Source organism: Microcystis sp. BLCC-F210, from assembly GCF_042134685.1.
GTDB classification, from domain to species: Bacteria; Cyanobacteriota; Cyanobacteriia; order Cyanobacteriales; family Microcystaceae; genus Microcystis; species Microcystis aeruginosa_D.
Window position 1 is genome coordinate 498,421 of the sequence record NZ_CP169647.1, and the last position, 22,692, is coordinate 521,112.

The window sequence follows — 22,692 nt, forward strand, 5'->3', positions numbered from 1 at the left end:
CTACACAAATAAAGAAAAGGGGTTTTAGGGAATCCTATCACTGACACCCCCCCTCTCTAGTAGTCTTGTCAAGAACTGTAACATTATTTTGTACTAAACTATAGAACTAAGCTGCTGGCCGATCGCCAACTGGTCTAGGAATCGACCACCACTTTAATCGATCGCCCGTCGGGAAATTTGCCAACTTAAAAAAATTACCGGAATTAATCCCACTAGGACAATGGCCAGGGCCGGTGCCGCCGCTTCCACCAAACGTTCATCACTGGCGTATTGATAAACGCGCACCGCTAGGGTATCAAAATTAAAAGGTCTTAACACCAAAGTAGCGGGTAATTCCTTCATCACATCGACAAAAACTAACATAGCCGCCGTCAATAATCCCCCTGACAAAAGAGGAATATGCACTTTAATTAAAGTGGCACCGGTGCCATAGCCAAGGCTGCGGGAAGCATCATCTAAACTAGGTTTGATTTTACTTAAACTCGATTCTAACGTGGAAAAAGCTACGGCTAAAAACCGGACAACATAGGCAAAAATCAAACAGAAAATTGTGCCGCTCAGAATTAAATTGATATTTAATCCTTGGTTGAAAAAGTTATCTAATTTGCCGAGAGGAATTAAAACCCCCACTGCGATAACGATGCCGGGGATAGCATAACCAGCAGCCGCAATCCGCACAGAACCCTTAAGAGTTTTATTCGGATTAAGTCTTTCCCCGTAGGCGAGAATTAAAGCTAAAACTACCGCAATAATTGCGCTTAAACTAGCCAGAAAAAAACTGTTTCCCGATAGACTAAAAAAGTCATTATTAAAAGTTTCTTGGGCATGATTAAAGGCTAGATAAGCTAGATAAAAAGCAGGGGCAATAAACCCCAGAAATACCGGCACAAAACAGGAGATCATTGCCAAAAAACTGCGAATAAATCCCAGTTTATACTTAGTCGGTGACTGGAAACGATTGGTCATTTCATAGTAACGAGCTTGACGACGGGAGGATTGTTCAAGGAAAACTAAAACGAGGATAAATACCATTAAAACTGTGGATAATTGCCCCGCTGCTATGCGATCTCCCATACCGAACCAAGTATTATAAATCCCCGTGGTAAAAGCATTAATGCCGAAATACTGCACCGTACCAAAATCGTTCAGAGTTTCCATTAAAGCTAGGGCTAATCCCGCCATAATTGCCGGTCTTGTTAGGGGTAAAGCGACGGTAAAAAAACTGCGCCAAGGATTACATCCCAAGGAGCGACTTGCCTCCACTGTGCAGACAGATTGTTCTAAAAAACCGACCCTTGCTAACAGATAAACGTAGGGATAAAGCACCAGTATTAACATCAGAATCCCACCCCAAAGAGAACGGATATTAGGAAACCAATAATCTTCGACACTATTCCAACCGAAAACACTTCTTAAGAAGGTCTGTACTGGACCAAAATAGTCCATCATATTGGTATAAGTATAGGCCAAGAGATAGGCAGGAGCGGCAAGGGGTAGTAATAATAACCATTGAAATTGTTTACTACCGGGAAATTGACACATCGTTATTAACCAAGCTGTGCCAACACCGATGATTAAAACACCGCTACCCACCCCGCTCATTAACCAAAAAGAATTAACTAGATAATCCCAGAGAACAGTTTCGATCAGATGTTGCCAGACTTGACTGGAATTAGTTAATAAACTACTGGCCACCGATAAAATTGGCAGGGAAACAAGCAGGGCAATTAGTAAAACTGCAATTGTCCATCCCTGTCTAAAAAAAGAGCGAGATTCTTTCAGCAAAAACATTTTTAATAAGATTGTTAAAGCAATTTTAGTAGTTTCCGTCCCCTTGCGGGGAATAAGAGATGAAAGTACATAACCATCGATGGCAGTATCTTCCGGTTTGAGTTTCCGTCCCCTTGCGGGGAGTAAGAGATGAAAGCCCAGTTCCAGCGGTAGGTCCTGCTACCCGTTCAAGGGTTTCCGTCCCCTTGCGGGGAGTAAGAGATGAAAGCATCAAAAAAGTGCATATTATTCCCAGACAAAATCCGTTTCCGTCCCCTTGCGGGGAGTAAGAGATGAAAGAGCTACTCTAGGAAGTCTTGTGGCGAAAGGTTTCTAGACGCTAAATCGACGCATCCCTATTTAGAGCTTACCGCAGAGAGTTACTAATCGCCATATTTTGTTTTTTTGAAGCCTGAAACCTAGACGGGGAGAGGAATCGACGCACCTCGACGGAAAATATGGTCTTTCAGACCGTGGGGTTAGGTGCGTCGATTTGCCCCGACGGAAGGATCGAAGACAGGGGAAAACTCTATAGATTTGTCAAGGTACAGGGGCGATCACCATCATAGTTAATAGTCGGGTAAAAATCCACCGTTCTCAGATAATATCTGAACTTCCCCCATACATATATACCATAATAGCCGAAAATCCTTATCCATCAATGGATGCACCCCCTTAACTTTTCTCAATATACCCATGTAATTTGTAACATTTCTTAATGGACAAGAATTCTCTCTATTTGCTAAAATGATAGCCATGTATATAGAAAAAGTTCCTAACCGTAATTCCCCCCCCGCTGTTCTTCTTCGGGAGTCCTACCGAGAAGGAGATCAAGTCAAAAAAAGAACCCTGGCCAATCTCTCAAAATTACCCGATGATATTATCGACAATCTAAAACTGGCTCTTAAAGGAGCAACACTGTCCATGAATGAAGGCATTCCCCAGCAATTCTCATTTTGAAATAAATAGAGCATTAACCCCGATTTTGGCAGGGAAAATATAGTACGAAGCAACTATTTTCTAGAAGAGGCGAACAATAAAAAAAACGGCTCTTCGTTACCCTTTATGCTAAATCAACAGACAAGATGCCAAGATAACATACTTCTAACCCAAAAATTCCGAAAGTTTCTAAAGCCATAGCCTCTCCGTTTTATTAGTTTAAGTTTATTGTTGATTCCCTCGACCACCCCATTTGTTGTCCTTTGCTCGAAATAACTAATTATTTCTCCAAACCAGTTTCGGATTGTTTGACAACTCTTAGTAAAAACACTGGAGGATTTTGCCAACCATTCCGAGATGGATAGCATTCCCTCTGTCGGATTCTCTGAGGTTTCATAAATCTTTCTAAATTCTTCCTTTAATTCCTGCATCTTTTTCAAATTTGGAAAATTTTCTTTGATAGCTTCTAGTTTAATTTTTTGGGTTTCCGTTAAATCTTTTTCATTTTTTAACAAGCTATATTTACTTCGCTTTAAAACTTCTAGCTTTGCTTCTTTTTCCGCTTTCTGTTTTTTATTTTTCTGCGCTTCTACCGCTCTTTTTTCTGCTTTTCTCTGTTCGTCTAACTCTTGATTAATTTGTTTCATTACATGGAATCTATCGGCGACTACCTCGGCCGATGGCATCAATTCTTTCACCAAATTTTTATAGGGCAACCAAAGGTCTATGCTGACTTCTTCAATTTGCTCTAATACCTCTTTTCCCCACCCTGTAAGCGTTTCCCTCAATTCTTCTTGTGTTCGCTTCTCTAGAATAGCTATTAGTTTTCCCGTATCTAAATTTACTAAAACCGCACAGTAATTTTTTTGTCCTTTGACTAGAGCGATTTCATCAATTCCTAGTCTTTTTAATTTCGATAGGTCTGTCTCTGTAATTTCTTCAGCTATGTCCTCTATCATTCTTTGAATCTCTTCTTCCGTTACGTCATTTCTTCGGCTAACATTTAAAATATCTCCTGATTTTAATTGTTCGAGTATATTCTCGGCTAGTCTTTTCGTATAGGTTCGTTTCTTGCCGACAAAATCTAACTCTTCGCTAAAGGGTTTCTGACAATTACCGCACTTAAATTGACGACGATTAACTTGTAGGTACACTGGTTGACCTGAGAGCGGTAAATCTTTGACTAAATGTCGATGATTTTGGTGGAGTTTATCGCTCTCTAACCCACAACGAGGACAGACTGCTTTTTTATTTTTCGATTCGATTTGGAAAACTATACCGATATTTTCTAGGTGTAGATAGCCTTGAATAGAGGTTCCTTCTAGGTTCAAAAATTTGTCAAGTATCATAAGTAAAATACTCTGGTTTTTGGCTATTATATCAAATCTTAACTCGATTGTCTATCTTTTTGTATTAACCAGTTTGTGCCTTAAACCTTTTCCTGTATGGGTTTCAGCTATTTTTGGGCGTAGGCTCTCTCATCGAATTTTATTTTAAGTTAATTATTTGCATAACAGTTACCGAAGAGCCGCTCTTTTCAACAAGTCTATCAATGGTTAAAAAAACAGGGAGTTATTAAAAAATTTTTCTACTTAGATGAGGAAATTTTAATAGCTTTAGATGGTACGGAATATTTTTCTTCAAAGAAAATTAGTTGTCCCCATTGTAATTGCCGCAATCATCGTAATGGAACGACAACTTATTTTCATGGTTGCGTCACGCCAATTGTGGTTTCTCCTGAGCAAAAACAAGTGATTAATTTAGAACCAGAATTTATTAAAAAACAAGATGGGCAGCAAAAACAAGATTGTGAAAATGCGGCTGTTAAAAGATGGTTAGATAAGAATCATCAAAAGAAGTATGGTTATCCTGTAACCCTGTTAGGAGATGACTTATACTCTCGCCAACCTATCTGTGAGTTAGCTCTAAAACAAGGTTATAATTTTATTTTTGTTTGTCTTGAAACTTCTCATAAAACCTTATATGAATGGCTAGAATTTTTAGAAAAAAGTGGAGAAGTTAAAGCCGTAGAAAAGAAACAATGGGATGGACGAAAGAATCTCATTTATCGTTATCGTTATGTTTCTAGAGTTCCTCTGAGAGAGGTCGAGTCAAGTCTCGAAGTTAATTGGTGTGAAGTCACGGTCATTAATGAAAAAACACAGAAAATTATCTATCAAAATAATTGGATTACCAATCATCAAATTACTGAAAATAATGTTGAAAAAATTGTCAAAGCTGGACGCAGCAGATGGAAAGTTGAGAATGAAGGAAATAACGTTCTTAAAAATCACGGTTATAATTTAGAACATAATTTTGGTCATGGTCAAAGTCATTTATGCGAGTTCTTGTTGTCTTTAAATTTACTAGCTTTTTTATTTCATACCGTTTTAGATTTAGTTAATCATACTTATCAAAAGATTCGTGAGTTATTAGTTACTCGCACCAGTTTTTTTAATGATATTCGTACTTTATTAAAATATTTTTGGTTTAAGAATTGGTCAGAGTTTTTCTTGTTTATTCTTACCGAATATGTCCCGCTCAAAAAAATAAATTCTAGTTAAAAATGTCAATTTTTCGAGAGAAGGAAAGATTATTTTATTCATTGAAAAAACCACAAATTAGGTCAGAATTTCAGCTAAATTTATGAGTTGAGATAAGTTTTTTATGGGCAGATATTTTAAAACTGTCTCTTGAAGCTAATTATGATGATTATCTTGAAAAAAAATGATAATTAGACAGAAGTTCTCTATGTGAACAAGAGAACTTTATCTTCTTTTGTTTTCAAAATGAGAATTGCTGGTGACAGATGGTGTCATTAATCTCTAGAGTAAGCGATTCCCTCTGTAACCATGTTTTTGCTGGTTTTCTGACCCGAAACAAGCTATAATGGTCTAAGGGTCGAATTTGAAAAATTTTGCCTCAAACCCTATCTGCGTAAAGACTTCAGGATTTTGTGTTCAGTAGCTCATTGGTATTATATGGCTTTAACTAAGGCTCTGTAAGACTTTTACTCATGGCTAGTATTTTTGTACGGGTAAAGTCCAGAGCTAAATGGTTGCCTTTTTTAACTTTTTTATTGATCTCATTAAGCATTTCTACTTATTGCAAAGGTGAGACTAAATCCAGTTATTAAAAACTGATTATTTATTCCCCCTTTTGCCTCTTGCCTCTTGCCTTTTGCCTATCCTGATATGTTACCTATACTCAACGGATTTAGTATGAGATGCTCCCTTATGAAATATGAAACTAGAGGCAAAGTCAAAATTAATAATCATCTTAATTCCAATAAAATTAAAAGATATTGTCAACAAAGTCAAAATAGATTCTAGAAAATTAACCCAATATGCTCTCAATTTAGACAATCCAAAAGGATTAAATAAAGCCATCATGTTTCAACGCCACTTAGGATATACTCAAGATAATTATGAGCCACTTCTACAACAAACCGCTAACAAATCCCTTGAAGCAAAAGCTGTTTATCAAAGTACAGATCGACATGGCAAACGCTATCAAGTTGACCTAAAAATTACAGGAATTGAACCAGGGCAACAAGAAATAGTGAGGACTGGATGGATTGTTGAGCCTGATAGTGATACAGCTAAATTATAGCGTTTCTGATTCACAAGAGGTACATTCCCGATCCTGAACAGCTTAATCAGCAAAGGTTTAAGTGTGCCGCACAGATGCGAGAACCGCTATAGTAACTTTATATGTGAGAAAAAGACCATGATTAAACCAGAATTATTTGACCTCGTGGAATTATTAGTTGACTTGCCTGAACATAACTTAATAATGGGAGAACAAGGGACAATTGTTGAAGACTACAATGATGGTTGTTACGAAATTGAATTTAGTAATGATCTAGGGGAAACTATCGCCCTTTGTTCTCTCCCAATGCAGCAATTTCTTGTCATCTGGAAAGCTCAGAACAAAACTTGGTTATCTTTAACAGAAAAGATAACAGCTTTAATCGATAAATTACCCAAAGAAAAGCAACAAAAAGTTTTAGATTTCACCCGCTCTTTGTATCAATAAAATCGGAAAAATAGGCTATTCCAGAATTGCTATGCAAATAATTAACTTAAAATAAAAGCTAAAATTTATATAGGGAAGGACTTAAGGCACAAAGGGAGCATCTCACCTTTGCAATAAGTAGAAATGCTTAATGAGATCAATAAAAAAGTTAAAAAAGGCAACCATTTAGATAAGCACAGCGATGACGAAGGACTTGCGGTACATTACCAGATTCCCAACTTGCACCAGTAATTTTGAGACGATGAGCAATTTGTTTAATTTTTGATTCAACAGAGCCAGAGCCGATAGAAATGCCCTCTGCCTGCAAATAACCATAATTGACAATTCGATGTTTATGCTTGTTCAAATAAGTAATAAAATTCTCAACTTGCGGCTCTGACCATCCTTCACAACAAGAGATAGCGGCGTCTACGTCCCCCTTCCATAGAAAACATTTTAGGCTCTTCGGTAACTGTTATGCAAATAATTAACTTAAAATAAAATTCGATGAGAGAGCCTACGCCCAAAAATAGCTGAAACCAATACAGGAAAAGGTTTAAGGCACAAACTGGTTAATACAAAAAGATAGACAATCGAGTTAAGATTTGATATAATAGCCAAAAACCAGAGTATTTTACTTATGATACTTGACAAATTTTTGAACCTAGAAGGAACCTCTATTCAAGGCTATCTACACCTAGAAAATATCGGTATAGTTTGACCAGTCGAATCGAAAAATAAAAAAGCAGTCTGTCCTCGTTGTGGGTTAGAGAGCGATAAACTCCACCAAAATCATCGACATTTAGTCAAAGATTTACCGCTCTCAGGTCAACCAGTGTACCTACAAGTTAATCGTCGTCAATTTAAGTGCGGTAATTGTCAGAAACCCTTTAGCGAAGAGTTAGATTTTGTCGGCAAGAAACGAACCTATACGAAAAGACTAGCCGAGAATATACTCGAACAATTAAAATCAGGAGATATTTTAAATGTTAGCCGAAGAAATGACGTAACGGAAGAAGAGATTCAAAGAATGATAGAGGACATAGCTGAAGAAATTACAGAGACAGACCTATCGAAATTAAAAAGACTAGGAATTGATGAAATCGCTCTAGTCAAAGGACAAAAAAATTACTGTGCGGTTTTAGTAAATTTAGATACGGGAAAACTAATAGCTATTCTAGAGAAGCGAACACAAGAAGAATTGAGGGAAACGCTTACAGGGTGGGGAAAAGAGGTATTAGAGCAAATTGAAGAAGTCAGCATAGACCTTTGGTTGCCCTATAAAAATTTGGTGAAAGAATTGATGCCATCGGCCGAGGTAGTCGCCGATAGATTCCATGTAATGAAACAAATTAATCAAGAGTTAGACGAACAAAGAAAAGCAGAAAAAAGAGCCGTAGAAGCGCAGAAAAATAAAAAACAGAAAGCGGAAAAAGAAGCAAAGCTAGAAGTTTTAAAGCGAAGTAAATATAGCTTGTTAAAAAATGAAAAAGATTTAACGGAAACCCAAAAAATTAAACTAGAAGCTATCAAAGAAAATTTTCCAAATTTGAAAAAGATGCAGGAGTTAAAGGAAGAATTGAGAAAGATTTATGAAACCTCAGAGAATCCGACAGAAGGACTGCTATCTATCTCAGAATGGTTGGCAAAATCCTCCAGTGTTTTTACCAAGAGTTGTCAAACAATCCGAAACTGGTTTGGAGAAATTATTAGTTATTTCGAGCGAAGGACCACGAATGGGGTGGTCGAGGGAATCAACAATAAACTTAAACTAATAAAACGGAGAGCCTATGGCTTTAGAAACTTTCGGAATTTTTGGGTTAGAAGTATGTTATCTTGGCATCTTGTTTGTTGATTTAGCATAAAGGGTAACGAAGAGCCACATTTTACCTCCTCAATTCGCTGGAATGACCCGCCAACTTTATAGAGGTTTTCGATTAAATGATACCAATCCAATATTTCAATTCTTTCCTGTTTCTCTCCGATCTCACGAAATAAATTCCAGATACCATCATGTCCATCTCCTAAACAAATTAAAGGCTTGGCCAAAACTTGAGAATTAACCAAATCTAATAAAGCTGAGTTATCTTGAAAAAAAGCCGCTACCCCCAGTTGATGAAAACTCACTGCTTTATAATCACGCCAAATTAAGGCTTTTCCCTTGGCAGTTCTTAGTCGTACCTTACCGCCATCTAGGCTCATTTCTTCCACTTCCACTTCTGGGTTAGACGGTAATTCTTCAAAAGCATAGCGATGTACGAGGCGTTGTTGGGTACTGTGAGAAACAGCAATCCCTGTCAATAATTTGATTTTCTGCGCCGATTTCTCGTAGGATTCATCGCCACTTAATAGCAAACAGTTCTTCTCTAACATTGGACTCATCTGAGTCCGAGGCTTTACTTCTAACTTCTTCGCTTGTTTTTCTGTAATTGGTAATTCCCCCAAAATGCTTTTCACTTTTCTCGTCCGACCGGCGGTTTCTTCTGTGCTTGTTTTGACAAAAAAATACCGATTTCTGGGTTAACATAATGAATCATTAAATCTCTAACAGTCTCCTCTATCTCTCCCAAGTTATTAAATTTCTTAATTTGGGATTGCTCATAGAGACATTGCCCTAACTCTTGACATAACTCTTTAATTCTTTTTTCATTTTCTGATAACATTGAATTATTCCTCCCATCGAGAGCTATTCTGAATTGTAAGTTATAACCATTATAATCTCATTTCTCTTTGTGATCAAGTTGGCTCTTCGGTAACTGTTATGCAAATAATTAACTTAAAATAAAATTCGATGAGAGAGCCTACGCCCAAAAATAGCTGAAACCCATACAGGAAAAGGTTTAAGGCACAAACTGGTTAATACAAAAAGATAGACAATCGAGTTAAAATTTGATATAATAGCCAAAAACCAGAGTATTTTACTTATGATACTTGACAAATTTTTGAACCTAGAAGGAACCTCTATTCAAGGCTATCTACACCTAGAAAATATCGGTATAGTTTGACCAGTCGAATCGAAAAATAAAAAAGCAGTCTGTCCTCGTTGTGGGTTAGAGAGCGATAAACTCCACCAAAATCATCGACATTTAGTCAAAGATTTACCGCTCTCAGGTCAACCAGTGTACCTACAAGTTAATCGTCGTCAATTTAAGTGCGGTAATTGTCAGAAACCCTTTAGCGAAGAGTTAGATTTTGTCGGCAAGAAACGAACCTATACGAAAAGACTAGCCGAGAATATACTCGAACAATTAAAATCAGGAGATATTTTAAATGTTAGCCGAAGAAATGACGTAACGGAAGAAGAGATTCAAAGAATGATAGAGGACATAGCTGAAGAAATTACAGAGACAGACCTATCGAAATTAAAAAGACTAGGAATTGATGAAATCGCTCTAGTCAAAGGACAAAAAAATTACTGTGCGGTTTTAGTAAATTTAGATACGGGAAAACTAATAGCTATTCTAGAGAAGCGAACACAAGAAGAATTGAGGGAAACGCTTACAGGGTGGGGAAAAGAGGTATTAGAGCAAATTGAAGAAGTCAGCATAGACCTTTGGTTGCCCTATAAAAATTTGGTGAAAGAATTGATGCCATCGGCCGAGGTAGTCGCCGATAGATTCCATGTAATGAAACAAATTAATCAAGAGTTAGACGAACAAAGAAAAGCAGAAAAAAGAGCCGTAGAAGCGCAGAAAAATAAAAAACAGAAAGCGAAAAAAGAAGCGAAGCTAGAAGTTTTAAAGCGAAGTAAATATAGCTTGTTAAAAAATGAAAAAGATTTAACGGAAACCCAAAAAATTAAACTAGAAGCTATCAAAGAAAATTTTCCAAATTTGAAAAAGATGCAGGAATTAAAGGAAGAATTTAGAAAGATTTATGAAACCTCAGAGAATCCGACAGAGGGAATGCTATCCATCTCGGAATGGTTGGCAAAATCCTCCAGTGTTTTTACTAAGAGTTGTCAAACAATCCGAAACTGGTTTGGAGAAATTATTAGTTATTTCGAGCGAAGGACCACGAATGGGGTGGTCGAGGGAATCAACAATAAACTTAAACTAATAAAACGGAGAGCCTATGGCTTTAGAAACTTTCGGAATTTTTGGGTTAGAAGTATGTTATCTTGGCATCTTGTCTGTTGATTTAGCATAAAGGGTAACGAAGAGCCATCAAGTTGAAGATTTTCTAGTTTTTGACGGTTATAAGTATTAATACTTATTGCATAAGTGAGATGCTCCCAGGCACAAACAGGTTAATACCAAAAGATAGACAATAGAGTTAAGATTTGATATAATCGCCAAAAACGAGAGTATTTTACCTATGATAGTTGACAAATTTTTGAACCTAAAAGGAACCTCTATTCAAGGCTATCGACACCTAGAAAATATCGGTATATTTTGACGAATTGAATCAAAAAATAAAAAAGCAACGGCTCGAAGGCGTTAGATTTATTTGGGGTTTCCTTAATTTGTACCCAGTAAAACCCCATTCAGATACAGCACGGGTTATGGTCTTTTGTCAAGGGGGGAAGTCCAGCTATAGCAATCCTAAATAAATAGATCACTTATGATAATACCCGCTTTTTATTGACTTTATTAGCTATGAAGTCTTAGATATAGCGTTTTTAAATATTGCTTCTAGCTTGAACTTCAAGTTGTGCCATGATATTCTGAACTTCCACATAAACATCTGCTGTTTGTGTCGTATCTTCAAGGCGTACAACTACCGCATAAGGTACAGGATTAGGATTTTCACGATTCCATTTTTCGTAAGCAGCAATAGCTAATGTGTAGCAGTTTTGACTATACTCAGATTTGTGCTGCTTCCACTCGCATATTCCATGTTGAACTGTTCCTCTAGAACGTAGAGTAATACCGGGTTCAAATTTTAATTCTTTGGGATTTTCTCCAGTCTCCTCATCATTCTCCTCTTCTTCTACAGACATATACTTAATAACTTCTTCTTGATCCACATTGCCTCTAAACATTCGCCATTTAAGGGTTGTTCCTAAGTAGGTTTCTAATCCCCATCGCTGAACTTCAGGAGCATAAACCACTGTAACAGTTAACCGTTTTACTTTTGTTGGTGGTGTTTCTACTAAACACTCAGGAACAGGAATATCAAAAAACTTGACAGTATTAGGTTGAATTTTCTCCTGGAATATTAGAATTGCCGTGTATTTATCACATTCCGTTGCTCTGATATCATCTGGTATTCCGTAACCAACCACATTTAACCAATGTTTAGGTTTTTTCTCATCCATTGCCTGCTTAAAATTGTCAAAATTTCCATAATAAGGAGGGTAAGTAGCAGAATTAACGGTTAGTGCTTTCAATAAAGAGGCAGAAATATCATAAAAACCAAGAGACTGCATATCATAGAGAATACGAGCCATTTTATGAGCAACACGAGGAACGGCAAAACTTGTACCTGAATTATGACAAATTGCAGGAGTCAGTTGATGACTTGACATAACCACATCAGTCCCTAGATTAGTTTTTATTAAACCATCTTCATTAGTAATATAGTTTCCTCCATATTCAACTAACTCAGGTTTAATCTCTTTGTTAATTCCAGGTCCACAACGAGTAAAAGGTGAAGGTTGCTGTTCTTTTGCAATTGTCATTGCTGTTGACATCACAACTAAATTGTTCTGAAATGCAATAGAGCCTACAGTTATAGCTAATGCTGCTTGACTAGGATCTAGAATAGAGGCTTCATCATCTGTAAAATACTTAGGATAGAGCAACTGAGAATCATAATAATCCCTTACATGAGGAGGTTTAATATTACCTGTACTAATAACAAAAATAACATCGTATTCTCTTGATATTTGATCAATAGTGCGAGCTATCCAAGACTTTCGAGGAATAGTTCTTTTTGATTCAGCATTCCATTTCCGATTAAGAATGCCAATAGAAAAATTAAAAATTTTAACACCGAAAATTGTAAATGTGCTGACTATTTCTTTTAAAATTAATGAAACAAGTTTGGGATCTTCAGTTTCGAGTTCATTATATTTGTTCAGGAATCTTGCACTTGTAATCCACACTTTTCCCTCATTGATAGCCCCATCATGTAAATTAAGAGCATAATAAGATGCTAAAGATGCTATGCCAGAACCATGTCCGTGTTCATCATAAGGATTATCTTTATCTGATTCCTCCTTGAGAAAAGAACGGATTAAATCTTCTCTCACAATAGGTTTTAGAAAAGGATTTTCAATCGTAACGCCTGAATCTACAATACAGACCATTGGTGCATCTGAGGGAGGAATGATAAATTCACCTAATTTTTCAACACTAAAGTTTCTTAGTGTTTGATGAAATGTTTCAAAGGCTGGACGAGCATCAAAATAGACTATTTTAGTTTGCCACTTCCTATCTTCTACTAATTCTTGAAAAACTTCTCCGGTACATCGAATTACAGCACGACAAGTTCCTTTGATTTCTTCATGCTCAAATAAATTTCCTTTAGTCCCACTCTCAAATAGTTTGCTTATTTCTTCTCGTATTTTTAATAACTCCTGTCTCTGCTGCTTTTTTCCCCTTTCTAAAGACATCATTTCAATCTCAAAAATAATCGAATCCTTCTGAATTAATTCATCATATTGCTCAAAAAATACTTGACAAAGACGATCTTTAGGTGAAGCTTCTTCTATCGTATTAAGATAGGCAAAATCTTTATTGGGAGGTTGCCCTTTTTTAAAGTCTCCTTCTCCAAATGCCTCAATTTTTTCTTCAAGTTTGACTAATTTTTCAGTTCGAGGAACAGCAAGCGTAAAATGTTGAGAGGATTCAGAAATGGGTTTTAAACCTGTACCACTTAAATTAACTTTTTGTTCATGTTCCAGTTTAATTAATACGGCCTTTCTTTCCTCTTCAGACATTTCTTGTAGTTGACGAGAGATCCTTCTAACTTGCTGTCTTAAATGATCAGCTTTCTCTTTTCGCTGTTGGATTTTCTCTGGTGAAAGTGGCAGCAAACGAGGTCGTTCCTTACCACGTTTAGCCGTTTGAGGTTGAGTGAGAGATAAGAGGGGAAAATCTGGGTTCATTACACAATTATCCTAGTTTTTGTTCTTGCTTCAGATGAGGCTTTTTTAAAAGCTTTAAGTTGCTCGGAAATATCTTGACTTTGAAGTTGTTCTCGACCTTCAAGAATCATCGTTTTAATAGCTTCTATCGTGATACGTTGAATATCTGCATACGATAGTGAACTCATATTCTTAGCGATATATTCCAGTGAGCCATCAAAATAAACTCCATTTAAAAGACTTTGAAGATAAAACTCTCGTTCGGTTTTAGTGGGTAAGGAAAATTCAATCAAATCATCAAATCGTCTCCACAAAGCAGGATCTAGTAAATATTGATGATTACTCGCTGCAATGACAATACTTTTGGATGAATCAAAAGAATCCATAGCTTGCAGTAAACTATTAACAACTCGTTTGAGTTCCCCCACATCATTAGGATCATCTCGATTCTTGCCCACTGCGTCAACTTCATCTAAAAGCAGTACCATTGGAGTTGTGTTAGCTAAATTAAAAACACGCTGGAGATGAGAAGCAGTATCTCCTAAAAAACTAGAAATAACAGCACTTAATTTTAATAAACCTACTGGAAGCCCAAGTTCATACGCCAAATATTTTGCGGTAAACGTTTTACCACACCCAGGAGGCCCCCAGAAAAGAAGTTTAGTCTTTGGTAAGTATCCATACTTAGCTAATTTTTGTCGTTGACGATGCTCATCTAAGACTCTCTCTATTTTAGCTTTAGTTTCTTGATTAAAAACAATTTGAGTTGAATCTATAGAGCTTTCTTCAAGTATAACTAAATCCTCGCCACTGCGACGATCTTTAGGGAGTAATCTTAATCCATTCTGTGGAATCTGTTTCAACGGTTGCTTTCCTAAAACTTGCTGTAGCTCTTGAGCAAGAGCATGATGATTAGCGGCTAATTCATCGGCAATAAGAGACTCCGCCGCTCTGTAAAAAGCAACATCGTCACGCTCTTTGAAGGCTTGAAATAGCCTTTTAAGTTGTTTTTCAGCTATCATCATCTCATGTCATGGCTCAAGTTTACACTCAGAGACTCGCCCAACAAGCCAAATGTGTCTCCGATTATCTAAAGGTTCTCTCCACAAGTTATATTAAAGTCGCCTGTTTAAAATTTATTCAATCTTAATAATATTATTGTACTAACTCTAGACCTTCTAAAGCAGCTGAGGTAAATTGTAAATTAATATTATGCCGTGAGACTGTGATACACCTCAAACTTAAACAAGTCTCATTTTTTTTTATTTGTTAATCTTTTCTTTTGCCTAGACAGGTTTAACTATATCTTTTTGTCGAAAATGCCACTAATTACTTTTTGGGATAAATTTACCCTTTACATAGTATAGTTATTTCAAATAAGAACGAGACACTAGGCGACACAATAAGTACGAATAATTTCATCAAGGGTTGTCCCCACAGGAGCATACATTCTTGCCCTCTTTAATGCACTAAAATCATGTTCGATATCATTTAAATCAGGAGAGTATTTTGGCAAAAACACTACCTGATGACCTGCTTCTTCTACCAGTTGTTTAATGACTGTCTTCCGATGAATTGGTGCATTATCCATAATTAATACTGATGTTATGGTTAGAGAGGGCAATAAATATAAAGATAACCACCCTTCAAAACCTTCGGCATTCAGGCTTCTCGTAAATACCATCGGTGCAATAAAGTCTTTTTTTCCCTTTCTTCTCCCGGCGACAAGGTTTTCTCTTTTTCCTCGTTTTCCTTGTCTATCTCCCAATACTTTCTTACCTTTTTTTGACCAAGCATAAAGGCAGGCTTGAAATTCTTCAAACCCTGACTCATCAATAAATACAAGGCTTTCACTTCCATATTTTTTAATCAATTCTCTCAGCACTCTGTAGTATTTCATTCTTTCTTCTCGGTTTCTTTCTCTATAACGAAGTTCCTTCTTTTTTCTGGTAATTTTCATTTTTTTTAAGGCATAGCAAATGGCACTTGGTCTCACTCCAAACTTCTCGGCTCTGTCTCTTAATCTTGCCTCGGGATTTTCTTGGACATCTTTTGACAGTGCTTTCCAGTCCAGCTTTCTCTGACGGTGTTTTACCTTTGTTGCTTCCAGTTTTTCCCTACCTAGCCATCTATATATCGTCGCTCTTCCTATATTAAATAGAGCGGCGGCTTTGGTTATGCTTCCCCCATTCTCTACATAATCGATCACTTTTTTTCTCAAGTCTAGGCTATAAGACATTTTTCTGTATGGATTGCTCGTTTCTCTTCATTTTACCTTATTTTTCCCTCGTCTCACACTTATTTGAAATGACTATAACTTTTATATTCTGACTTTTTCAGCCAACAATATGTAACCCAATTAATTGAAGACGGGTTGACTGACCGAGAAAATGACAGTGAACCGCATCCCTAAGCATCGACGCTGGGTTTCTAGCTCCTCCGCTTATCTAAAAAACGATTTCTCTCATAGTATTTTTAGCTCGGATTCACTTTTGTTAAAAATTGTACCAGACAAATAGAAAAAAAGGGAGGTCTAAAAACCCCCCTCAATAGTTAATAATTAGATGACAGCCAAATTAGTAGCGGCCAGCATTGGGTTTATGAACAATAAAGCTCATGGTTTGACATTGTTTGATGTTGTCAAAAGCGATAACGCGGATGTAGCAATCAGAATATTCAGTGCGGCACTCGCGAACTTCATTAAGAACTTCTTGGGGACCAGAAACAGAGAATAAAGGCAGTTTCCACATCGTCCAATGATAATCTGCGGGTTTGGGATCTTTTTCAAATTCCACAGCAGGAATATAACCCTGATCGATCATGTATTGAATTTGTTTAGCAATTTGTTGATCGGTGAGGGGGGGCAAGTAGGAGAGAGTTTCGTAACGCTTCTCTTTAGGTAAAGTTTTCATGGGTTTCTTGATTCCTTATGGGTTGGGTAGATCATCAACATCGAGATTTAATTCCGATGTCTCTGGTTGACTTATAGCAGTACGGGTGAGACGTTCCAAAAGTTGCCGACGATGTTCGGTATTGTCATTAATAATTCCCGTTTTTACCATCTCTGGCAAGAACTCTAAAACCTGTTCGGCTAAATGTTCTCTTACCGTCATGATCCGCAAAACTAACTCTTTATTCTCAGTCATTAACCCCGCAATATAGGCCTCGCCATCCTGAATGGAATGGCTAGAAGTATAGTGACCCAGCCAAATAGCTAAAGTCGGATTAGTTTCTGATAATTGATCGATAATCGTGCGAACCGCTTGGTAAGTTAGGTAACTTTGTAAGACTTTCGCGGTATCTTGAACAACTTTTTTTGGATACATTTTATACAGTTTTCAGTTATTGGCTAGACAGTTATCAGTGTTGAAATTCTAGCGACTGCTTGCCGATTTTGGGCAAGTCCCCGGTATTATTTTGCACCGATAACTGCTAACAACCTTCTGAAGGGCTGTATTAGAGGGTATCCATAGCCTCGAACTCGAATTTAATTTCTTTCCAGAGTTCGCAAGCGGCAGCCAGTTCAGGACTCCAACGGCAAGCTTCCCGGATAACGTCGTTACCTTCGCGGGCCAAGGAGCGACCTTCGTTACGAGCTTGGATACAAGCTTCCAGAGCCACACGGTTAGCGGTGGCACCCGGTGCGTTACCCCAGGGGTGGCCGAGGGTTCCACCACCGAACTGTAAGCAGGAATCGTCACCGAAGATTTCCACCAGCGCCGGCATATGCCAAACGTGGATACCACCGGAAGCAACCGGCATTACCCCGGGTAAGGAAGCGTAGTCTTGGGTGAAGAAAATACCACGAGCGCGATCTTCTTCTACATAGTCCTCACGCATCAGGTCAACAAAACCCATCGTGATCCCGCGTTCACCTTCAAGTTTACCAACAACGGTTCCCGAGTGCAGGTGATCACCACCAGAGAGACGTAAGCACTTAGCTAAAACGCGGAAGTGGATACCATGATTTTTCTGACGGTCGATAACCGCGTGCATTGCTCGGTGAATGTGGAGCAGTAACCCTTTGTCGCGGCAGAATTTCGCCAGGGTGGTGTTAGCGGTGAAACCACCGGTGAGGTAGTCGTGCATGATGATGGGGGTTTTGATTTCGGCGGCGAATTCAGCCCGTTGCATCATCTGCTCGCAGGTAGGAGCGGTTACGTTTAAGTAATGTCCTTTAACTTCGTTGGTTTCTGCTTGGGATTTAACGATCGCCTCTTGGACAAAGAGGAAACGATCGCGCCAACGCATGAAGGGTTGAGAGTTAATATTTTCGTCGTCTTTGGTGAAGTCTAAACCACCGCGAAGACATTCATAAACGGCACGACCGTAGTTTTTAGCGGAAAGGCCGAGTTTGGGTTTGATGGTGCAACCGAGTAGGGGGCGACCATATTTGTTTAATTTGTCCCGTTCAACGGTGATACCGTGGGGAGGACCTTGGAAGGTTTTGATTAAAGCGACGGGGAAACGGATATCTTCTAAACGGAGACCGCGTAGAGCTTTGAAACCGAAAACGTTACCAACGATCGAGGTGAGGATGTTGGTGACGGAACCTTCTTCAAATAGATCTAAAGGATAGGCAACGAAACAGAAGAACTGGTTATCTTCGTTGGGTACGGGTTCGATATCATAACAACGACCTTTATAGCGATCGAGGTCGGTTAAGTTATCGGTCCAAACGGTGGTCCAGGTACCTGTGGAAGATTCCGCCGCTACCGCCGCACCTGCTTCTTCAGGAGGAACTCCGGGTTGGGGTGTTACCCGGAAGCAAGCTAGTAGATCGGTATCTTTGGGGGTGTAGTCGGGGGTGTAGTAAGTCAGGCGGTAGTCTTTTACGCCGGCCTGGAAACCTTTGGATTTGGCTTGCACCATTGGGATTATTCCTCCATAAACTGCATGATTAGTCGCACCTGTAAAATCTCGCCGTCAACCGACATAGATTTTTCTTAAGCTCCTTTCCCCTGCTGCTAGGAGCGAAGTTAGGGAGCAATTTTCACTAATGTTTTTTTCAATTGATCATCTTAACACGAACTTTACCCTATTCTGATCATTTTTTTCTCTATCCCTAAAATTTTGATTGTTTTTTTTTCTCGGGGGGATTAGTTTCTTTAATCTCTCGTCATCTAACTTTGACAATCTCTACAAAAACACAAAAAAATCAACAAAAATTTACCTGATTGACACACAGAAACTTCTGCTCATCAGGCTTTGAGCGATTAAAACTACTTCTTAATTGAGGAAGATTATCAATAATTACAACCTCAAAAAATGTCGGCAATCGCTAAAAATGAATTAGATTTTTAAGCAATTATACCCAGTACCTAGAGGACAGTTAGACAGCAATGAACTCTAGATAAATTAGGTCTAATTACTCAGTAATTATTGTGGAAATTTTTGGCTTGTGAACGATTATTTTCCCCTTCAAGAATTAAGGTTATTGTTGCCATTAAAACGATGACGTTCTGGAAATAGCGTGACCAATAACTGATTGATATAGACTTTTCCGACCACCGATGCTTGATTCGGTCGGTTAGTAGTAGATGCTTGTTCTCTGGTTTCCGCAGGACTGTCTTCGGCGACCATTTCCTCGCTATCCCAAGGACTGGCCACGGTTTCGGCGACCATTTCCTCCACGGACGGCACTGGGGACACTTGACTGACTACGGGTTCCGGTTCTGGTAGAGGGGGTCTTTCCGGTTCTGATCGAGTTGCTGACACCTCGATGGTAATTTGACGGGAAGTATCTCCGATCAGGGAGCCGGACGGCACGATCGACATCGCTGCCACAGAAGCATTAAAAATCGTTGTGGTTGAACCGATACAGGCATTTTCACCGATTTCACCCTGACCGACGACGAGAACACCTGTACCTAAAATTGCCCCGGCACCGATAGCAATAACACCCTGATAGGCGGTTAGAATCGTTCCCATACCCAGGCAAGCACCCGCACCGATAATTATTTGGCTATTGGGGGCTGCTCGGAGAATCACCCCCGCAGCCACGATCGCAGTCTCATCAATGGTTACATCACCATTAATATAGAATTCCGAGCGGCTAATAGGTTGAACAGGGGGTAAGGACATAATTGACAGTTACTCAGTGATCAGTGATCAGTGATCAGGGGTTAGGGGGTAGGGGTTAGAGTTTCAGGTATTTTTCCCGATCCACCAACACCCAACACCTATCTCCGTTCACCGATCGCCGAGTCCTGAAATTAAGGGCGTTGAATAATCGATTCGAGAACACGACGTTTTGCTTGGGAGTCAATCCCGATCAGACGAACGTATTCCCCTTGATGGTCGCGCAGACAGGTTTCTAAAGCGGCCACCACATCGGATTCGCGACTGCTATCGATGGGGGTGCAGCTTTGCCAAGAACTGGTTTTAAAACGACGTTTATCCGCGTGTTCACTGCCAATTTTGTGACCTTGGTTCAATAAAGAACGAATTTGAGCGATCGTTTCCGCAGTTAAGGTACTGGTTAAAGTGGCAGTACCGCCGCCAGAGGAACCGGAACCATAGCTTTTGAAACTCGGTTCCGCAACGGTGGCGGTTTTACCGTTGCCATTACTAGCCACCGAACCATCGGGACGCTGGATCACCGTTTCTAAAACCCGTTTTTTGGCTTTAGCATCGATACCGAGTAAGCGGACGTATTCGCCGCTATGTTCGCGTAAACAATCTTCCAAGGCAGTAATCACATCAGATTCGCGATTACTTTCGATCGGAGCGCAACTCTGCCAAGAACTGGTTTTAAACCGGCGTTTATCGGCGTGTTCGGTGCCGATTTTGTAGCCTTGGGCGAGCAGGGAACGAATTTGAGCGATCGTTTCTCCCCTTAAGCTACCACTGCTGCTATAACTGGCTCCGTTACTAGCGGGGCTGCTGTAGCTGCTGGTTTGGCCGCTGCCGTTACTAGCGGGGGTGCCGCCTGGACGGTGAATAATCATTTCGACGACGCGTTTTTTCGCCTGCGGGTCGATCCCGATCAGACGGACGTACTCATCGCTATTTTCAGCCACGATCGCTTCGATATCGCGAATGATGCCCGCTTCGCCCTTGGTTTCGATCGCAGGTCCAGTTAACCAAGAACTGGTTTTAAACCGGCGTTTATCCGCGTGTTCGGTGGCGATTTTCAGCCCTTGGGCCAGTAGGGAACGCACTTGCACCGACAGGTCAGAATTGCCGTTACCGTTGCCATGACCGGCGTGGACGGCGGTGGTGGTGCGGGCCGGTTCTCCCGGGGTGTCTTCGGGGCGCTGGATAATCATTTCCAGTACGCGCCGTTTAGCGGCGGGATCGACTCCGATCAGGCGGACGTATTCGCCCTGTAGGTTTCTCAGGGAGGCTTCTAGGGATTGGGATACCTGTTCTTCGCGGCTGCCGTCGATAAAGCCGGCACTTAACCAAGAACTGGTTTTAAAGCGGCGTTTGTCGGCGTATTCTAGCCCGATTTTGTAGCCTTGGGAGAGGAGGGAGCGAACCTGCGCTCGAATGTTTGTATTTAAACTCATAGGTGTCACCGAATTTCTATATAGCGTCTCATTAGCGATGTTTATAGCGGCTGCCGGTGGCGGAGTCGCTGGGCTTTGGGCTTTGACCGGGACGCTGGGGGCGAGGTCGATATCGACAATGTGACGAGTGAAGGCTCGATCGATTTCTGTGACATCGGGTAAGCGATCGGCCTGCTGTTGGCTGGTAATCACGGAACCGGATGGCACGAATTTACCGGCGGGGATTTCCACGTCTTGAACGAGGGCGTGCATCATGACGATGCAATCGGCCCCGATGCGGGCATTAAAGACGGTGGAGCGAAAACCGATAAAACAGCGATCGCCCACATAGGCTGGCCCGTGAATGAGTGCCATGTGGGTGATGCAGCTGCCCCGGCCGATCCACACCGAATATTCTTGGCCGTCATCTCCCACCACACGGCTTTTTTCTAAACCGTGGATGATTGCCCCGTCCTGAATTTTGCTGTCGTCGCCAATGTGAAAGGGGGTTCCCTCATCGGCCCGGATGGAAGTCCCCGAAGCGATCGCCACTCGCGCCCCGATCTCGATAGCGCCACTGAGGTTAGAGAAGGTGTGGACTTTGGCACTCTCGTCTATGCGCGTTTCCTCTGGGGATTTGGTCCGCTTTTTCGGACTAGCCGCCGTTGTGCGGACGACCATAGTTAGTCTTCCTCCATACTGAATTTGGCTGGCTGGTTGTTAATTAACTGTGTTTGGGTTCTATCGATGTTTAACCGGATTGACGAAATTCGTCTCTCTTGCTGTAGAGGGTGCGATTTTCTACGGTTATAGTGTCAATAATCCCCACCACCATCGCGTCAAGGGGGCGATTGTTCTGCCCGTCTTCGATCCGAGCTGCTCCTCCCCGGGACACTAGCACCCATTCATTAAGCCCCGCTCCGACAATATCACCCGCTACCTCGTATTTAGGCAAAAGTTGCCCTTGGGCGTCGATGAATTGCAAAAGCAGAAGTTTCACTCCCGTCATACTGCGAGGTTTCAGGGTGCTAACGACGGTTCCGCAAACTTTGGCAATTTGCATGGAATTTGTTTACACTAAAAGTTAGTTGCGCTCTAGATTCGTCTTAAAGGTTGCGGGTTGACACTTTCACGAAACTGTTCCACGGCTTCTGTATAACGAATGGGAAGAACGTATTCGAGGTTTTCGTGGGGACGGGCGATGATGTGGGTCGAGAGGACTTGACCACCTTTCACACGATTAGATGCCGCTTCTGTCCCCGCCGATACGGAGGCCTGTACTTCCGAAACGTCCCCCCGGACGATGACGGTGACGCGACCACTACCAATTTTTTCGTAACCTACTAGGGTTACGCGGGCGGCTTTTACCATGGCATCAGCTGCCTCGACGACGGCTGGGAAACCCAAGGTTTCCACCATGCCCACTGCAATTGACATAAT

At 40.2% G+C, this 22,692-nt stretch carries 15 protein-coding genes, 5 pseudogenes and 1 CRISPR repeat array; of the genes and pseudogenes, 6 read left to right on the forward strand and 14 right to left on the reverse strand.

Going from position 1 to position 22,692, the window contains the following annotated elements; all coding sequences use genetic code 11:
• Window positions 1-153: 153 nt before the first annotated feature.
• On the reverse strand, window positions 154-1,791 hold the full coding sequence (locus ACE3JL_RS02500; protein ID WP_271990319.1) for an iron ABC transporter permease: 1,638 nt from the start codon (window positions 1,789-1,791) through the stop codon (window positions 154-156).
• 31 nt (window positions 1,792-1,822) lie between these two features.
• Window positions 1,823-2,070: direct repeats of the CRISPR family, unit length 35 nt; unit sequence GTTTCCGTCCCCTTGCGGGGAGTAAGAGATGAAAG.
• A gap of 447 nt (window positions 2,071-2,517) precedes the next feature.
• On the opposite strand from ACE3JL_RS02500, the gene ACE3JL_RS02505 reads away from it, so the two are divergent.
• On the forward strand, window positions 2,518-2,730 hold the full coding sequence (locus ACE3JL_RS02505; RefSeq protein WP_375329660.1) for a hypothetical protein: 213 nt from the start codon (window positions 2,518-2,520) through the stop codon (window positions 2,728-2,730).
• Between the two features lie 113 nt (window positions 2,731-2,843).
• Here the strand turns inward: ACE3JL_RS02505 and ACE3JL_RS02510 are convergent, their stop codons facing one another.
• Window positions 2,844-4,058: an ISL3 family transposase gene (locus ACE3JL_RS02510; RefSeq protein ID WP_375328775.1), complete on the reverse strand. Its 1,215-nt coding sequence runs from the start codon at window positions 4,056-4,058 to the stop codon at window positions 2,844-2,846.
• Window positions 4,059-4,235: 177 nt separating this feature from the next.
• Between ACE3JL_RS02510 and ACE3JL_RS02515 the strand changes: the two are divergent.
• The 3 genes and pseudogenes from ACE3JL_RS02515 to ACE3JL_RS02525 all read left to right on the forward strand — a co-directional run.
• Window positions 4,236-5,187 (forward strand): annotated as a pseudogene (locus ACE3JL_RS02515) (ISNCY family transposase); the annotation flags it as partial.
• 810 nt (window positions 5,188-5,997) lie between these two features.
• On the forward strand, window positions 5,998-6,321 hold the full coding sequence (locus ACE3JL_RS02520) for a DUF6883 domain-containing protein (protein ID WP_375329574.1): 324 nt from the start codon (window positions 5,998-6,000) through the stop codon (window positions 6,319-6,321).
• A 117-nt stretch (window positions 6,322-6,438) separates the two neighbouring features.
• On the forward strand, window positions 6,439-6,747 hold the full coding sequence (locus tag ACE3JL_RS02525) for a DUF4926 domain-containing protein (RefSeq protein WP_375328776.1): 309 nt from the start codon (window positions 6,439-6,441) through the stop codon (window positions 6,745-6,747).
• A 148-nt stretch (window positions 6,748-6,895) separates the two neighbouring features.
• On the opposite strand, the pseudogene ACE3JL_RS02530 reads toward ACE3JL_RS02525, so the two are convergent.
• Window positions 6,896-7,192, reverse strand: a pseudogene (locus tag ACE3JL_RS02530) (ISKra4 family transposase); the annotation flags it as partial.
• Window positions 7,193-7,366: 174 nt separating this feature from the next.
• Here ACE3JL_RS02530 and ACE3JL_RS02535 point away from each other — a divergent pair.
• A pseudogene (locus ACE3JL_RS02535) lies at window positions 7,367-8,581 on the forward strand (ISL3 family transposase).
• Between the two features lie 26 nt (window positions 8,582-8,607).
• On the opposite strand, the pseudogene ACE3JL_RS02540 reads toward ACE3JL_RS02535, so the two are convergent.
• A pseudogene (locus ACE3JL_RS02540) lies at window positions 8,608-9,389 on the reverse strand (ISKra4 family transposase); the annotation flags it as partial.
• A 261-nt stretch (window positions 9,390-9,650) separates the two neighbouring features.
• Here ACE3JL_RS02540 and ACE3JL_RS02545 point away from each other — a divergent pair.
• Window positions 9,651-10,865 (forward strand): annotated as a pseudogene (locus tag ACE3JL_RS02545) (ISL3 family transposase).
• Window positions 10,866-11,347: 482 nt separating this feature from the next.
• Here ACE3JL_RS02545 and ACE3JL_RS02550 read toward each other — a convergent pair.
• The 10 genes from ACE3JL_RS02550 to ACE3JL_RS02595 all read right to left on the reverse strand — a co-directional run bounded on the left by ACE3JL_RS02550 (window position 11,348) and on the right by ACE3JL_RS02595 (window position 22,689).
• A complete protein-coding gene (locus ACE3JL_RS02550; RefSeq protein WP_375328777.1) occupies window positions 11,348-13,780 on the reverse strand; it encodes a S8 family peptidase in 2,433 nt (810 codons plus the stop codon).
• Entirely contained in the window at window positions 13,780-14,784 is a 1,005-nt protein-coding gene (locus tag ACE3JL_RS02555) for an AAA family ATPase (protein WP_004162500.1), read from the reverse strand. The genes ACE3JL_RS02550 and ACE3JL_RS02555 overlap by 1 nt, the downstream gene beginning before the upstream one ends.
• A 365-nt stretch (window positions 14,785-15,149) precedes the next feature.
• On the reverse strand, window positions 15,150-15,998 hold the full coding sequence (locus ACE3JL_RS02560) for an IS630 family transposase (RefSeq protein WP_375327644.1): 849 nt from the start codon (window positions 15,996-15,998) through the stop codon (window positions 15,150-15,152).
• A 337-nt stretch (window positions 15,999-16,335) separates the two neighbouring features.
• Entirely contained in the window at window positions 16,336-16,671 is a 336-nt protein-coding gene (locus ACE3JL_RS02565; RefSeq protein WP_002741682.1) for a ribulose bisphosphate carboxylase small subunit, read from the reverse strand.
• A gap of 15 nt (window positions 16,672-16,686) precedes the next feature.
• A complete protein-coding gene (locus ACE3JL_RS02570; RefSeq protein WP_271989071.1) occupies window positions 16,687-17,085 on the reverse strand; it encodes a chaperonin family protein RbcX in 399 nt (132 codons plus the stop codon).
• Window positions 17,086-17,215: 130 nt separating this feature from the next.
• The gene (locus ACE3JL_RS02575; protein WP_002753365.1) at window positions 17,216-18,631 is read right to left on the reverse strand and encodes a form I ribulose bisphosphate carboxylase large subunit; all 1,416 of its coding nucleotides are present in this window, start codon (window positions 18,629-18,631) and stop codon (window positions 17,216-17,218) included.
• A 549-nt stretch (window positions 18,632-19,180) separates the two neighbouring features.
• Window positions 19,181-19,843, reverse strand: a complete 663-nt coding sequence (locus ACE3JL_RS02580; protein ID WP_271989069.1) for a carbon dioxide concentrating mechanism protein — start codon at window positions 19,841-19,843, stop codon at window positions 19,181-19,183.
• A 131-nt stretch (window positions 19,844-19,974) separates the two neighbouring features.
• A complete protein-coding gene (locus ACE3JL_RS02585) occupies window positions 19,975-21,933 on the reverse strand; it encodes a ribulose bisphosphate carboxylase small subunit (RefSeq protein ID WP_375328778.1) in 1,959 nt (652 codons plus the stop codon).
• 70 nt (window positions 21,934-22,003) lie between these two features.
• Window positions 22,004-22,315: a EutN/CcmL family microcompartment protein gene (locus ACE3JL_RS02590; RefSeq protein ID WP_002734360.1), complete on the reverse strand. Its 312-nt coding sequence runs from the start codon at window positions 22,313-22,315 to the stop codon at window positions 22,004-22,006.
• Between the two features lie 32 nt (window positions 22,316-22,347).
• Window positions 22,348-22,689, reverse strand: a complete 342-nt coding sequence (locus ACE3JL_RS02595) for a carbon dioxide-concentrating mechanism protein CcmK (protein WP_002733426.1) — start codon at window positions 22,687-22,689, stop codon at window positions 22,348-22,350.
• Window positions 22,690-22,692 lie beyond the last annotated feature (3 nt).

What these genes read in the sequence shown, in the direction of transcription:
- ACE3JL_RS02585 (WP_375328778.1), bottom strand. Translation starts at nt 21,933, where the DNA reads ATGGTCGTCCGCACAACGGCGGCTAGTCCGAAAAAGCGGACCAAATCC.
- ACE3JL_RS02565 (WP_002741682.1), bottom strand. Translation starts at nt 16,671, where the DNA reads ATGAAAACTTTACCTAAAGAGAAGCGTTACGAAACTCTCTCCTACTTG.
- ACE3JL_RS02550 (WP_375328777.1), bottom strand. Translation starts at nt 13,780, where the DNA reads ATGAACCCAGATTTTCCCCTCTTATCTCTCACTCAACCTCAAACGGCT.
- ACE3JL_RS02590 (WP_002734360.1), bottom strand. Translation starts at nt 22,315, where the DNA reads ATGCAAATTGCCAAAGTTTGCGGAACCGTCGTTAGCACCCTGAAACCT.
- ACE3JL_RS02570 (WP_271989071.1), bottom strand. Translation starts at nt 17,085, where the DNA reads ATGTATCCAAAAAAAGTTGTTCAAGATACCGCGAAAGTCTTACAAAGT.
- ACE3JL_RS02525 (WP_375328776.1), top strand. Translation starts at nt 6,439, where the DNA reads ATGATTAAACCAGAATTATTTGACCTCGTGGAATTATTAGTTGACTTG.
- ACE3JL_RS02510 (WP_375328775.1), bottom strand. Translation starts at nt 4,058, where the DNA reads ATGATACTTGACAAATTTTTGAACCTAGAAGGAACCTCTATTCAAGGC.
- ACE3JL_RS02505 (WP_375329660.1), top strand. Translation starts at nt 2,518, where the DNA reads ATGATAGCCATGTATATAGAAAAAGTTCCTAACCGTAATTCCCCCCCC.
- ACE3JL_RS02500 (WP_271990319.1), bottom strand. Translation starts at nt 1,791, where the DNA reads ATGTTTTTGCTGAAAGAATCTCGCTCTTTTTTTAGACAGGGATGGACA.
- ACE3JL_RS02580 (WP_271989069.1), bottom strand. Translation starts at nt 19,843, where the DNA reads ATGTCCTTACCCCCTGTTCAACCTATTAGCCGCTCGGAATTCTATATT.
- ACE3JL_RS02575 (WP_002753365.1), bottom strand. Translation starts at nt 18,631, where the DNA reads ATGGTGCAAGCCAAATCCAAAGGTTTCCAGGCCGGCGTAAAAGACTAC.
- ACE3JL_RS02560 (WP_375327644.1), bottom strand. Translation starts at nt 15,998, where the DNA reads ATGTCTTATAGCCTAGACTTGAGAAAAAAAGTGATCGATTATGTAGAG.
- ACE3JL_RS02595 (WP_002733426.1), bottom strand. Translation starts at nt 22,689, where the DNA reads ATGTCAATTGCAGTGGGCATGGTGGAAACCTTGGGTTTCCCAGCCGTC.
- ACE3JL_RS02555 (WP_004162500.1), bottom strand. Translation starts at nt 14,784, where the DNA reads ATGATGATAGCTGAAAAACAACTTAAAAGGCTATTTCAAGCCTTCAAA.